Below are 11,848 nucleotides of genomic sequence, written 5' to 3' on the forward strand. Positions count from 1 at the left end.
GCGGAGCGTAGGAGCACGATTACCTCCATGTCAATGTATTCCAATAGGTGTAATAGCCGGAAGGCAGCACAGGTAGCCTGCCGGTGAACCACCGCTCGACGAGAGGACCAGCCATGACGCGCGACCTGGAGGGCCGCACCGCCGTCGTCACCGGCGCGGCCCGGGGCATCGGCGCCGCGACCGCGCGCCGGCTCGCCGAGGAGGGTGCCCGGCTCCTCCTCCTGGACGTCTCCCCCACGGTGCTCGACCTCCGGAACGAGCTGCGCGACGCCGGCCACCTCGCCGCGGCGTCCGTGATGGACGTCGCCGACGAGGCGGCCTGGGCCGACGCCGCCACCACCTGCCGGGCGGAGCTGGGCCGGCCGCAGATCCTGGTGCACAACGCGTACGCCACCACCATCGCGTCGCTCGAGGACACCCCGCTGGACAGCTGGGAGCACCAGCTCCGGGTCTCGCTCACGGGCGCCTACCTCGGCACCCGTGCGCTGCTGCCCGACCTGACGGCGTCGGGCCAGGGCGCGATCGTCATGGTCTCGTCGGTGCACGCCCGCTTCGGCCTGCCGGGCCGGGCCGCCTACGCCTCGGCGAAGGCGGGGATGACCGGGCTCGCCCGGCAGCTCGCCGCCGAGTACGCCCCCGCCGTGCGCGTCAACAGCGTGCTGCCCGGCCCGGTCCTCACGCCCCACTGGGACGGCACGAGCGAGGCGGACCGGGCCAGCGCGGCGGGCGCGACCGCCCTCGGACGCCTGGGCCAGGCGTCCGAGGTGGCCGATGCCATCACGTATCTCTGCTCCGACCGGGCGTCGTACGTCACCGGCGTCGAGCTGCCGGTCGACGGCGGCTGGAGCATCACCAAGGAGTCGGTGTGATCGGTGGCCCGCCGCCGTCCTATGGTGTGCCCATGACGACCGTGCAGCCCATCCAGATCACCTTCGACTGTGCCAGCCCCGAGCGCGTGGGCCGGTTCTGGTGCGAGGCCCTTGGATACGTCCCCCCGGACGTGACGGAGGACGGGTTCGCCACGTGGGAGGAGTACAGCCTCTCGCTGCCCGAGCCGGAGCGGGACTCGTGGTTCGCCGCGAGCGACCCCACCGGCGCCGGCCCACGGCTGTTCTTCCAGCGCGTGCCCGAGGGCAAGGTCGTCAAGAACCGGGTGCACCTCGACGTCAAGGTCGGCAGGGGCCTCGTGGGCGAGGAACGCCTGGCCGTCCTGGAGTCCCACGCCGCGCGCCTGGAGGCGATCGGTGCGACGCGCGGCGTGCTCCTGCTGGCCGACGAGGAGAACGAGTCCTGCCAGAACATGCAGGACGTCGAGGGCAACGAGTTCTGCCTCGACTGACCCGGGCGGTCGGCTACCTCACCACCGGCACCACCCGCCGGGAGCTGAGCTCGTCGAGCGCGTCCTGCAGGCGTACCTTCGCGGCCGGTGACAGCCGCACCAGCTCGTCGTCCAGGGTGCGTTGGTCGGTCCACTCCTTGAGGGAGCGCAGGGTTCCGCCCCACTCCGCACCGAGCGCGTCGACGGCGGCCAGCACCGCCTCGTAGGCCTCCGGGTCGTCGGCGATCTCGCCGAGCGTCGAGCCCAGCGTGACGGCCCGCGGCTCCACGCGCTCACGCGGGTCGGGCACCGTCCACTCGTGGTGGCCGGAGCCGACCTCGGTCTCGGTCCCGCCGGGCAGCACCACCACTGCAGTCGTGTTCGGCGGCACGACCGCGTGGACGACCAGCTGCCCGTCCTGGGCCGCCCAGCCCGCCTCGGCCGGCCCGTAGGCGGTCTCGAACCGGGTGCGGGCGTGGTCCAGACCCGCGATGGGCACGGGCGCCACCCGGAGCCTGCGGTAGCCGTGCGTGTCCGGGGCCAGCCCGGCGACCGTGCGGTGCAGCCAGTCGGCGACGGCGCCGAAGGCGTAGTGGTTGAACGACGTCATCTCTCCCGGGTTGATGCTGCCGTCCGGCAGCATGCTGTCCCACCGCTCCCAGATCGTCGTTGCCCCCATCGTCACGGCGTACAGCCAGGACGGCACGCCCGTCTGCAGCAGCAGGCGCGCGGCCACGTCGACATGGCCGGTCGATGTGAGCGCGTCCTGGATGATCGGCGTGCCCACGAACCCGGTGCCGATGCGGTACCCGGCCCGGCGTACCAGCCAGGCGAGCCGGTCGCCCATCACCGCCCGTGTCGCCTCGTCCACGAGGTCGAACGTGATGGCCAGCGCGTACGCGGTCTGCGCGTCCGAGACGACCCGCCCGGCCGGCGTCGTGTACTCGCGGACCCATGCCTGCCGGGCGCGCTCCGTGAGGTCGCCGTACCTCGTGGCGGCATCGGAGTCGCCGAGCTCGCGTGCCGCGGCGGTGACGAGCTGGAGCGAGCGCACCAGGTAGGCGCTCGCGACGATGTCGGGGTCGGCCTTCGCGCCCGCCGGGTCGTCCGGCGGCGCGTCCGGGTCGAGCCAGTCCCCGAACTGGAACATGCCCTCCCACAGCAGGCGTTCGCCGGCCACGGCCAGCAGCGCGTCGGCCCAGGACCGCATGCTCGGGTACTGCTCGGCCAGGGCACGCCGGTCGGCGAACCGTTCCAGCAGGGTGGTCGGCACGACCGTCGCGGCGTCGCCCCACGCGGCGGCAGGCTTCGCCCCGAAGGGCAGCACCATGGGCACGACGATCGGGCAGACGCCGTCACGCGCGGCCTGCTCGACGGCGACGTCGCGCAGCCACGAGGCGAGGAACGCGTCGCTGTCGAACAGGTAGCTCGCCGTCGGGCCGAAGACCTGGATGTCACCGGTCCAGCCGAGGCGCTCGTCGCGCTGCGGGCAGTCCGTCGGCAGCGAGACGAAGTTGCCGCGCATCCCCCACACCACGTTCTCGTGCAGCCGGTTGACCCGCTCGTCCGAGCACTCGAACCAGCCCGTGCGGCGCATGTCGCTGCTGATGACGACGGCGGTGACCGCCTCCCGCGCTGCCGGGAGGTCCAGCTCGCCCGGCCAGCCGTCGACCTCGGCGTACCGGAACCCGTGGAAGGTGAACTCGGGCTCGAAGACGTCGTCGCCGCCGGAGAGCACCAGCTGGTCCGTGGCGGCGGCGGCCCGCAGCGGCCGGACGCCGAGCTCCCCGTGCTCCAGCACCTCGGCGTGGCGCAGGGTGACGACGTGGCCGCTCTCCCCCGCGACCCGCACGCGGAGCCTGCCCACGAGGTTCTGCCCGAAGTCCAGCACCGTCCGCCCGGACGGCGTGGTGATGACGTCCTGGACCGCGAGCTCGTCGACCCGGCGTACGGGCTCGGCGATCGCGGGCTCGGGCACCGCGCCCGGTTCGCCCGGCCGGGTGTGCACCTGGACGGCAGGCCACGCCGCGTCGTCGAAGCCGGGCAGGCTCCAGCCCGGTACGGCGCGGCGCGCATCGATCCGCTCGCCCGCGTAGATGCCGCTCGTCACGACGGGCCCGGTCGCCGCGCCGCGCCAGTCCGGTCCGGTGGTGAGCACCCGGGTGGTCCCGTCGGTCAGCACGACATGCAGCTGCACGGCGACGGCGGGCTGCTCCCCGTAGAACGGCTTGGCCGCGCCGTGGAACCCGAACCGCTCGGTCCACCAGCCCCCGGCCAGCCGCACGCCCACGGCGTTCGCACCCGGACGCAGGAGGGCCGTGACGTCGGTCGCCTCGTGGACGAGGCGGTGCTGGTAGGCGGTCCAGCCCGGCTTCAGGACAGCGTCGTCGACGTCCTGCCCGTTGATCTCCACCTGGTAGACGCCGTGGGCGGACGCGTAGAGCGTGGCGTGGGCGATCTCGGCGCCGAGGTCGAGCTCGGTCCGGAGCAGACCGGGCACTGCGGGCTCCGCCGGGTCCGCGAGCCCGACGAACGGCGCGACCCACTCGCCGTCGGCCAGGAAGACCGAGCGCACGGTGACCGGGTCGCTCCAGGGCGACACGGCGCCGTCGACGCCCGTGACCCGCACCTCCAGCGTGTGCCGGGCGTGCGGCAGCAGCGGGTCGAACGGCCAGGCGACGAACCGGGACTCGTCTGTGTCCAGGCGCGCCACGCGCTCGCCGGCCCGTCCGCCGTCGAGCCGCACCTCGGCGTCGGCCTGCCACCAGCCGGGCACGGCGGACTCCACGGTCCAGCTCAGACGTGGCGTGGGGTTGTCGGCGAAGTCGCCGTCGGTCCGGCGTTCGACACGCAGTCGGCTGACCGAGGTCGGGGATTCGTTGTTCACAGGTGAGCCTCTCAGCCCTTGACCGCGCCGGACGTCATGCCGGCGACGATCTGGCGGTTGAAGAAGATGTACATGACCAGGGGCGGGACGGTGATCAGCAGGATGTCCATGAACAGCAGGTTGAACTGGCTGACCATCTGGCTCTGGAAGTTGTAGAGCGTGAGCTGGACGGTGGCGTTCTCGTCCCCCGGCAGGAAGTACAGGGGGTTGGTGAAGTCGTTGAAGACGGCCACGGCCTGCACCACGACGACGGTGATGATCACCGGGCGCAGCAGCGGCAGGATCACGGAGAAGAAGAGCCGCAGGGGCCCCGCGCCGTCGATGATCGCCGCCTCGTCGAGCTCGCGCGGGATGGTCGCGACGAACGCGCGGAACAGCAGGATGCAGAACGACAGCCCGAACGTCGCCTCGATGAGGATGAGGCCGGGCATCGTCTTGAACAGCCCCAGCCGCTGCAGCACCCAGATCGTCGGGACGACGGCGGGCGGCACGATCAGACCCGCCAGCACGAAGAAGTTCACGACCGGGTTGAGCCGCGAACGACGCCGCTGCAGCAGGTACCCGACCATCGCGGCGAGGATCACCATGATCGCCACGCTGACGACGGTCAGCACCGTGCTGTTCACGAAGGCCCGCACGACCACCCCGTCGCGCGTGGCGAGCACCTCGGCGAGGTTCTCGCCGAACGCCCAGTCCTTGGGCCAGGAGAACTCCAGCCGCGAGGCGTCCGACGCATCCTTGGCCGCCGTGAGAAAGATGAACGCGAACGGGACGAGGAAGACCACGACCGACGCGAGGATGGCGACAACGCCTGCCACCCAGGATCCGGTGCGCCTCATCGGTCGACCTCCTTACGGTTCAGCAGCATCGAGACCGGCACCATGACCGCCGTCACGACCAGGAAGAGGATCACGTTGCCCGCCGTGGACAGCCCGTAGAAGCCCGCCTGGTACTGCTTGTAGATGACCGACCCGATGACGTCGCTGGTGAAGCCCGGCCCGCCGCCCGTCGTCGCCCAGATCAGGTCGAACGACCGCAGCCCGCCGATGAGCGACAGGATGATGACGGTTGCCGTGGCCGGCTGGACCAGCGGCAGCGTGATCGAGCGGAACTGCTGCCAGCGGCTGGCGCCGTCGACCCGCGCGGCCTCGTAGTACTCCTGCGGGATGGCGACGATGCCCGCTATGTAGATGAGCGTCGCGATGCCGAGCCCCTTCCAGACGTCGACGGCGGCGATCGTGAGCAGCGCCTGGCTCGGGTCGGTGAACCACCCGGGCCCCTCGATGCCGAACGCGGCGAGCATCGTGTTGACGACGCCGTCGAACGGGTCGAGCAGCGCCTTGAACGTGATGCCGACGCCGATGGTGGAGACCAGCACGGGAAAGAACACGACCGACCGCAGGTACCCACGACCCACGAGCTGCGAGGTGAGCAGCACGGCCAGCGCGAGCCCGAGCACCACCTTGGCGCCCGACGTCACGAAGCCGTAGACCAGCGTGTTCACGAAACCCTGCGAGAGCTGCGGCTCCGAGAAGAACTGGACGTAGTTCTCCAGGCCGATGAACTCCGTGTCGAACAGGGTCCAGCGCGTGAGGCTGAAGTAGAACGACGCGAACGTCGGCACCGCGAAGAACACCAGGTAGAGCGCCGCCGCCGGCAGGTAGAACCACGACGGGTAGATGCTGCGCTGGGTGGCCGAGGTGGAACCCGCCGTCCGACGGCGGTGCCTGGCGGGCCGGACCTCGGTCGTGACAGCCGCTACCATCCCTCGCCTACCAACCCTCGAGGCCGAGCTGCTTGGCCTGGTTCTCGACGTCCTGGTCGTAGAACGCCGCGGCGTCCTCCGCGCTGCGGATGCCGGACCCGACCTCGACCGTCACCTTCTCCAGGTTCGGGCCCTTGACCGGCGAGAGGAACTCCAGCGCGTTCGCGGTCTTCCCCGCGTCGAAGTACGCCTGGATGTCGGCGAGCAGCGGCGGGGCGGAGTCCAGCACCTCGCACGTGCCCGCGTACGGGCCGGCGGGCGGCAGCATCTCGTTCTGGATCTCGCACCCGGCGTCACTGTTGGCGAACGCGACGAACGCCTTGGCCGCCTCGAGCTCGGCGCCCTCGGTGGACCGCGGGACGTACAGCGCGTTCGGCTGCCAGATGGTCGCCTGGGTGTTCTCGGCCTCCTCGGCGGGCAGTGCGAAGAACCCGAGGTCGTCGACGCCGTCGGGCGTGTTCTGCATGACCGTCTGGATCACGTTCGACAGCATCGGGTAGTGCGCGCCCTCGCCCTCCGCGACCATCCGAGCGCCGTCCGGGAACGTCGCGGACGCGAAGTCCTCGTTGAAGTACCCCGCCTCCGCGACCTCCTGCTGGTGCTGGAACCCCAGGAGCGCCGGCTCCTCGGCGTAGGAGCGCTGGTGCGCCGTGTACTGCTCTGCCCACTCGGGGTCGACGGCGAGCACGTTCGCGAAGTCGCCCAGCACGAAGAGCTGGCTCGTCCACGTCTCGCCGTACGTCTGGATGACCGGCGCGACGCCGTCGCCCTCGGCGGCGATCTTCTCGTTGTTCGCCATGAACTCGTCCCAGGTCGTCGGGACGGTCAGCCCGAGCTCCTCGTAGAGCGGCTTGTTGTAGACGATGCCGCCGGCGAAGGACGCACCCAGCGGTGCGCCGTAGGTGCCGTTCTCCGTGCTCACGACGGGGACGAACTCCTCGGTGAGCGAGCCGACCCACTCCTCGTCGCTCAGGTCGACGAGCGACGAGTCGGGGTTGAGCGCCTGGAGCAGGGAGCCGGAGTTGTAGAAGAACACGTCGGCCATCTCGCCCGTCGACAGCCTGGTCTTGATCAGGTTGTCCCCCTCGGTACCACCAGGGCGGATCTCCACCGTGACCGAGACGTCGGGGTTCTCGGCCTCGAAGGCCTCGACCAGCGCGTCGGCGACCTCGGGGTTCGGCGCGTCGTTGGTCGTGAGAAAGGTGATCTCGGTGGTCCCGTCGGCCGCGCCGGACGAGGAACATCCGGCGAGGGCGAGCAGCGGGACGGCCGCGGCGGCCAGTGCCGCGCCGTGACGGCGGGGACCGTGATGACTGATGGACATCTCTCTACCTCCTTGTAGAGCGAAAGGATCGTAGAGCGATCTACACACCCCACGAATGAATCCTTTCAGCGCCTTCACGCTAGCGAGGGCCCCTGTAGAGTGTCAACCGATCTACAGAATCGGGAACAGAGTCGTGACCTCAGCAGAACCCCGGCCGGACGGCGCCCGGGCGGGCAGCCCGCGGCCCTCGACCATCGAGGACGTAGCCCGCGAGGCCGGCGTGTCCAGGGCAGCGGTGTCCAAGGTGATCCGCAACGCGTACGGCGTCAGCGACCGGATGCGTACGCAGGTGGAGGCGGCGATCGAACGCCTCGGGTACCGGCCGCGCGTCGCCGCGCGCGCCATGCGCGGAGCGAGCTTCACGCTCGGGTTCGAGATCCCGCAGGTCGGCAACGACTTCCTCACGATGATCGTCGACGGCGCCACGGAAGCCCTCGCGGAGACCCCGTACCAGATGATCATCGCCCCGCTGGGCCGGGACCAGAAGAGCGACGTGGCGATCAACAGCCTCGCGGACCGTCAGGTCGACGGCATCGTGGCCATCTCGCCGCGTGTCGACCCGTCCTGGCTCGAACGGATCGCCGAACGCACCCCCGTGGTGATGATCGGGCGCCACGACCGGTCCGACCGCTACGACACGATCACCGGCGACGACAGGTCGGGCGCCGAGCAGGTCATGTCGCACCTCGTCGAGCAGGGCCACCGGCGGATCACCCACCTGACCATCCACCCGTCGCGGCCCGAGCCGCCGTGGGCCGGTCAGGCGGGCGACGAGCCGCACGTCATCCGTACCGCCGTCTACCGCGAGCGCATGGCGGCCCTCGGCCTGGAGCAGTCGGTGGTGCACACCATGTTCGACGGGTCGGAGGCCCACGACGCGACTCGCGCGCTCCTCGCCCTACCCGAACCGCCGACGGCGATCTTCGCGGGCAACGACACCCTGGCGATCGGCGTGCTGAGCGCGATCGCGGAGGCCGGGCTCGACGAACGCGACGTGTCGGTGGTCGGCTACGACAACATCCCGATCGCCCGCCACCCCCTGGTCTCGCTGAGCAGCGTCGACCAGAGCGGTGTGCTGATGGGACGCGAGGCAGCGCGCCTGCTCCTCGAACGGCTGGCGGGCCGCACCGAGGCCGTGCAGTCGCAGATCGAGGCGACCCTCCGCGCGCGCCGGTCGAGCGCTCCGCCGCGACGGGGCTAGCGCGGCGGGAGCAGCACCGTGGGTAGCAGCAGGGTGTGGATCTCGGCGACCAGCCCGCCGAGGACCAGGAGCCGGATCAGCGCCACGGGATCGCCGTCCCGCGTGGCGACGACGGCCATGCCGTCGTCGAGGGCCAGCGGCGCGAGCTTCCAGCCGGAGTGCGGGCCGAGGTAGCGCAGGGAGCCGGCCGCCACGCTCGCGACGCCGGTGTCGGACCCGACCCGTTCCCCGCCGAGGGTCGCCCAGCCGGAGACGTCAGGGTGCAGGACCCGGGCCAGGGCGTCGAGTTCTCCCCCGGCGCACGCGGCGACGAACCGCTCCACGACGTCCTGGAGGTCCGGGTCGACGGGCGGGGCGACCGGCGCGGGACCGGAGTCCCGGACCGCGCGCCGCGCCCTGCTGGCGAGCTGCCGGCACGCGGCAGGGCTGCGACCCACCAGCTCGGCGACGCTCTCGAACGGGATGCCGAACACGTCGTGCAGCAGGAAGGCCGCTCGCTCGCCCGGGGTGAGCCGGTCGAGCACCACCGCCAGGGCACGGCGGATCTCGTCGTCGAGGGTGACGCGGTCGGCCGGGTCGGGCGTGTCGGCCGCGAGGTCGAGGCCCGGCGCCGTCAGGTCGTGGGGTGCGGAGAGACGTCCGTGCGCCGAACGGATCCGGTCCAGAGCGAGCCGGCGCACGACCACGACCAGCCAGCCCCGTAGATCCCGGATCTGGGCGACGTCCTGCGCCGCGAGGCGGGCGAACGCGTCCTGCACCACGTCCTCTGCCTCGGTGCGGTCGGCGAGGATCCGGTGCGCGACGGCGAGCAGGTAGGCGCGGTCGTCGCGCGAGGCGGCGGCGACGCGCCGGGCCGCACCGGGTTCGATCTCGTTCATGCACACACGACGATCCACGGCCCTGCTGTGTGACCGCGTGACGGCGCCGGGTGACGGCGTCACACGCCCGCCCGCCCGTTCGTCCTGTCCCGCACCGGACGGCTACCGCCGTCCGAACCGGACCGAACCCACTCCCGAAGGAGCACCATGCTCACCACCACCCTGTGGGCGGCGCAGGCCGTCCTCGCACTGTTCTTCCTGTTCGCGGGCCTGCCCAAGATCGTCGGCCGCGGTATCGACCGCTGGACCGGGTTCGACGACGTCCCCCGCCCGCTCACCGTGCTGATCGGGATCGCGGAGGTCGCCGCGCCCGTCGCGCTCGTCCTCCCGATGCTGCTCGGGCGCCTCGAGTGGACGACGCCGCTCGCCGCGGCCGGTCTCGCCGTCGTCACCCTGATGGCGAGCGGGTTCCACGTGCGGGCCGGCGAGTGGCTGCCCGCGCTCGAGACGGCGCTGTGGGCCGCGCTCGCCGGGGCCGTCGCCGTCGGCCGCTGGGACCTCCTGGGCACCGGCCCGGCCCTCGCGGCAGAGTTCCTCGTGCCCGTCATCGGGGTGCTCGTCGTGGCCCTGGTCGTCAATATCGTGGCGATCTTCCGGGCACCGGCACCCGCACGCACCCCGGAGCCGGCGCTGCGGTGACGACCATGACGGGGGCCCGGCCGGAATGCGACCGGCCGGGCGCCCGTTGGAGATGGACGTGAACCTCACGTACGGAACCCTCGTATGAGCGTCATCGACGCGGCACCCGAGAACGCAGTGCCCGGCAACGCGGCACCCGACTACGCGACACCCGACTACGCGGTGCTCGACAACCCCGCGTGGTCCGCCCTCGTCGGCGCGCACGCGCACCTTGCGGAGGGCAACGACCTCGCCCGCCGGTACCCCGCCGACGTCTCGCCCTTCGCCGCCGTCCGGACCTGGGACGACCCGGGCGTCTGGGACGCGGTGATCGACCTGGTCGGGTACGACGCCGACTTCCCCGGGCCGCCCGAGTCGGTCGCGCTGCCGCCCGGCTGGGTACGCGGCGAGCCCTTCCAGGGCGTGCAGCTGGTCGAGACCGACCGCCTGCACGGCCGTCCCGATGACGAGGCGGTGCTGCTGGGCGCCGCCGACGTCCCCGAGATGCTCGACCTCGTCGCGCGCGCCCAGCCCGGGCCGTTCCTGCCGCGCACCCACCTGCTGGGCCGGTACGTCGGGATCCGGCGCGACGGACGCCTCGCGGCCATGGCCGGCGAGCGCCTGCAGCCCGCCGGCTGGACCGAGATCAGTGCGGTCGCCACCGACGAGCGGTACCGCGGGCAGGGCCTGGCCACGCGCCTCGTGCTGGACGTCGTCCACCACATCCACGAGCGCGGCGCGCGCGCCATGATGCACGCCGCGGCGAGCAACACGCACGCGATAGGGCTCTACGAGCACCTGGGCTTCGCGCTGCGCCGGCGCGTGGCGTTCGGCTCGGTGCGGACGCCGGCCGGGCCGGTCGGCCCGGCCGGCGCACCGGTCAGTGGCTGACCGGCTCCTCCTTCTCCTGATCCTTCTTGCGTGAGGGCAGGAGGTGGAGCACCGCCACCACGGCGGCGCCGACGATCAGGCCGACGATCGCCGAGCACAGCGTGTTGAAGAGCCAGCCGAGGGTGCCACCGAGCGCGCCGGTGCCGTCGTGGATCGCCACCTCGAGGTGGTGCACCCACTCGTACGGTGCCGGGATCCAGCCGGTGCCGTCCGCGCCGAGGTTGACGAGCAGGATGTGCCCGCCGACCCAGAGCATGGCGATGGTGCCGACCACCGAGATCACGGCGAGCACTCTCGGCATGGCCTTGACGAGCCCGCGGCCCAGCGTCTTGGAGAAGCCTGAGTCGTTCTGGGCCAGGCGCAGTCCGACGTCGTCCATCTTCACGATGGCCGCGACGATCCCGTAGACGATGATGGTGATGACGAACGCCACCGCCACGAGGATCGCGAGGCGGGACCAGAAGGGCTCGTCGGCCACCTCGGCGAGCGCGATCACCATGATCTCGGCCGACAGGATGAGGTCGGTGCGGATGGCGCCGGCGATCATCTTCTTCTCGGCCTCGGGGCTCACCTCGGTGGCTGGGACCTCGGCGTCGTGGTGGCCGGAGACCTTGTGCCAGATCTTCTCCGCACCCTCGTAGGCCAGGTAGGTGCCGCCGATCATGAGGATGATCGGCAGCAGCCACGGCAGGAACTGGCTCAGCAGCAGCGCTGCGGGGAGGATGAAGATCAGCTTGTTGCGGATCGAGCCCTTGGCGATCTTCCAGACGATCGGCAGCTCGCGCTGCGCCGCGACGCTGCGCAGGTACTGCGGTGTCACGGCGGTGTCGTCCACGACGACGCCCGCCGCCTTGGCCGTCGCGCGGCCGGCAGCGGCCCCGACGTCGTCGATCGAGGCCGCCGCCAGCTTCGCCAGCGCGGCAATGTCGTCCAGCAGTCCCATCAGGCCACCCACGGCGCCGCCCC

At 71.7% G+C, this 11,848-nt stretch carries 11 protein-coding genes; 5 read left to right on the forward strand and 6 right to left on the reverse strand.

What is annotated here, in order from left to right; translation table 11 throughout:
* Positions 1 to 113: 113 nt before the first annotated feature.
* Both AB0I32_RS11965 and AB0I32_RS11970 read left to right on the forward strand, forming a co-directional pair.
* Positions 114 to 869, forward strand: a complete 756-nt coding sequence (locus tag AB0I32_RS11965; RefSeq protein ID WP_357506108.1) for an SDR family NAD(P)-dependent oxidoreductase — start codon at positions 114 to 116, stop codon at positions 867 to 869.
* Positions 870 to 901: 32 nt separating this feature from the next.
* Positions 902 to 1,339 (forward strand): VOC family protein, encoded by a 438-nt coding sequence (locus tag AB0I32_RS11970; RefSeq protein ID WP_357506110.1) that lies wholly within the window; start codon positions 902 to 904, stop codon positions 1,337 to 1,339.
* Positions 1,340 to 1,352: 13 nt separating this feature from the next.
* Here the strand turns inward: AB0I32_RS11970 and AB0I32_RS11975 are convergent, their stop codons facing one another.
* From AB0I32_RS11975 to AB0I32_RS11990, 4 genes are read right to left on the reverse strand one after another with little or no spacing between them, the layout of a single operon-like run.
* Entirely contained in the window at positions 1,353 to 4,205 is a 2,853-nt protein-coding gene (locus AB0I32_RS11975) for a family 78 glycoside hydrolase catalytic domain (RefSeq protein ID WP_357506112.1), read from the reverse strand.
* Between the two features lie 11 nt (positions 4,206 to 4,216).
* Positions 4,217 to 5,044, reverse strand: coding sequence for a carbohydrate ABC transporter permease (locus tag AB0I32_RS11980; RefSeq protein WP_357506114.1), 828 nt, complete (start codon positions 5,042 to 5,044; stop codon positions 4,217 to 4,219).
* A complete protein-coding gene (locus AB0I32_RS11985) occupies positions 5,041 to 5,970 on the reverse strand; it encodes a sugar ABC transporter permease (RefSeq protein WP_357506116.1) in 930 nt (309 codons plus the stop codon). The genes AB0I32_RS11980 and AB0I32_RS11985 overlap by 4 nt, the downstream gene beginning before the upstream one ends.
* A gap of 7 nt (positions 5,971 to 5,977) precedes the next feature.
* Positions 5,978 to 7,294, reverse strand: a complete 1,317-nt coding sequence (locus AB0I32_RS11990) for an ABC transporter substrate-binding protein (protein ID WP_357506118.1) — start codon at positions 7,292 to 7,294, stop codon at positions 5,978 to 5,980.
* A gap of 133 nt (positions 7,295 to 7,427) precedes the next feature.
* Between AB0I32_RS11990 and AB0I32_RS11995 the strand changes: the two genes are divergently transcribed.
* Complete coding sequence (locus AB0I32_RS11995) at positions 7,428 to 8,495, forward strand: LacI family DNA-binding transcriptional regulator (protein ID WP_357506120.1); 1,068 nt, start codon at positions 7,428 to 7,430, stop codon at positions 8,493 to 8,495.
* Here AB0I32_RS11995 and AB0I32_RS12000 read toward each other — a convergent pair.
* Entirely contained in the window at positions 8,492 to 9,373 is an 882-nt protein-coding gene (locus AB0I32_RS12000) for a sigma-70 family RNA polymerase sigma factor (RefSeq protein WP_357506122.1), read from the reverse strand. The two genes, AB0I32_RS11995 and AB0I32_RS12000, sit on opposite strands and share 4 nt — an antisense overlap.
* 147 nt (positions 9,374 to 9,520) lie before the next feature.
* Between AB0I32_RS12000 and AB0I32_RS12005 the strand changes: the two genes are divergently transcribed.
* Positions 9,521 to 10,012, forward strand: a complete 492-nt coding sequence (locus AB0I32_RS12005; RefSeq protein WP_357506124.1) for a DoxX family protein — start codon at positions 9,521 to 9,523, stop codon at positions 10,010 to 10,012.
* 84 nt (positions 10,013 to 10,096) lie between these two features.
* Positions 10,097 to 10,882 carry a GNAT family N-acetyltransferase gene (locus AB0I32_RS12010; RefSeq protein WP_357506126.1) on the forward strand — a complete coding sequence of 262 codons (786 nt, stop codon included), beginning with the start codon at positions 10,097 to 10,099 and terminating at the stop codon, positions 10,880 to 10,882.
* On the opposite strand, the gene AB0I32_RS12015 is transcribed toward AB0I32_RS12010, so the two are convergent.
* Complete coding sequence (locus tag AB0I32_RS12015; RefSeq protein WP_357506128.1) at positions 10,872 to 11,825, reverse strand: DUF808 domain-containing protein; 954 nt, start codon at positions 11,823 to 11,825, stop codon at positions 10,872 to 10,874. The genes AB0I32_RS12010 and AB0I32_RS12015 overlap by 11 nt on opposite strands.
* Positions 11,826 to 11,848 lie beyond the last annotated feature (23 nt).

It is taken from the genome of Promicromonospora sp. NPDC050249 (genome assembly GCF_040656015.1).
In the GTDB taxonomy this organism is placed as follows: domain Bacteria; phylum Actinomycetota; class Actinomycetes; order Actinomycetales; family Cellulomonadaceae; genus Promicromonospora.

Bases quoted from the DNA above. Each gene is read 5' to 3' on its own strand.
- AB0I32_RS11965 (WP_357506108.1), top strand. From the start codon at position 114: ATGACGCGCGACCTGGAGGGCCGCACCGCCGTCGTCACCGGCGCGGCC.
- AB0I32_RS11970 (WP_357506110.1), top strand. From the start codon at position 902: ATGACGACCGTGCAGCCCATCCAGATCACCTTCGACTGTGCCAGCCCC.
- AB0I32_RS11980 (WP_357506114.1), bottom strand. From the start codon at position 5,044: ATGAGGCGCACCGGATCCTGGGTGGCAGGCGTTGTCGCCATCCTCGCG.
- AB0I32_RS11985 (WP_357506116.1), bottom strand. From the start codon at position 5,970: ATGGTAGCGGCTGTCACGACCGAGGTCCGGCCCGCCAGGCACCGCCGT.
- AB0I32_RS11990 (WP_357506118.1), bottom strand. From the start codon at position 7,294: ATGTCCATCAGTCATCACGGTCCCCGCCGTCACGGCGCGGCACTGGCC.
- AB0I32_RS12000 (WP_357506122.1), bottom strand. From the start codon at position 9,373: ATGAACGAGATCGAACCCGGTGCGGCCCGGCGCGTCGCCGCCGCCTCG.
- AB0I32_RS12005 (WP_357506124.1), top strand. From the start codon at position 9,521: ATGCTCACCACCACCCTGTGGGCGGCGCAGGCCGTCCTCGCACTGTTC.
- AB0I32_RS12010 (WP_357506126.1), top strand. From the start codon at position 10,097: ATGAGCGTCATCGACGCGGCACCCGAGAACGCAGTGCCCGGCAACGCG.
- AB0I32_RS12015 (WP_357506128.1), bottom strand. From the start codon at position 11,825: ATGGGACTGCTGGACGACATTGCCGCGCTGGCGAAGCTGGCGGCGGCC.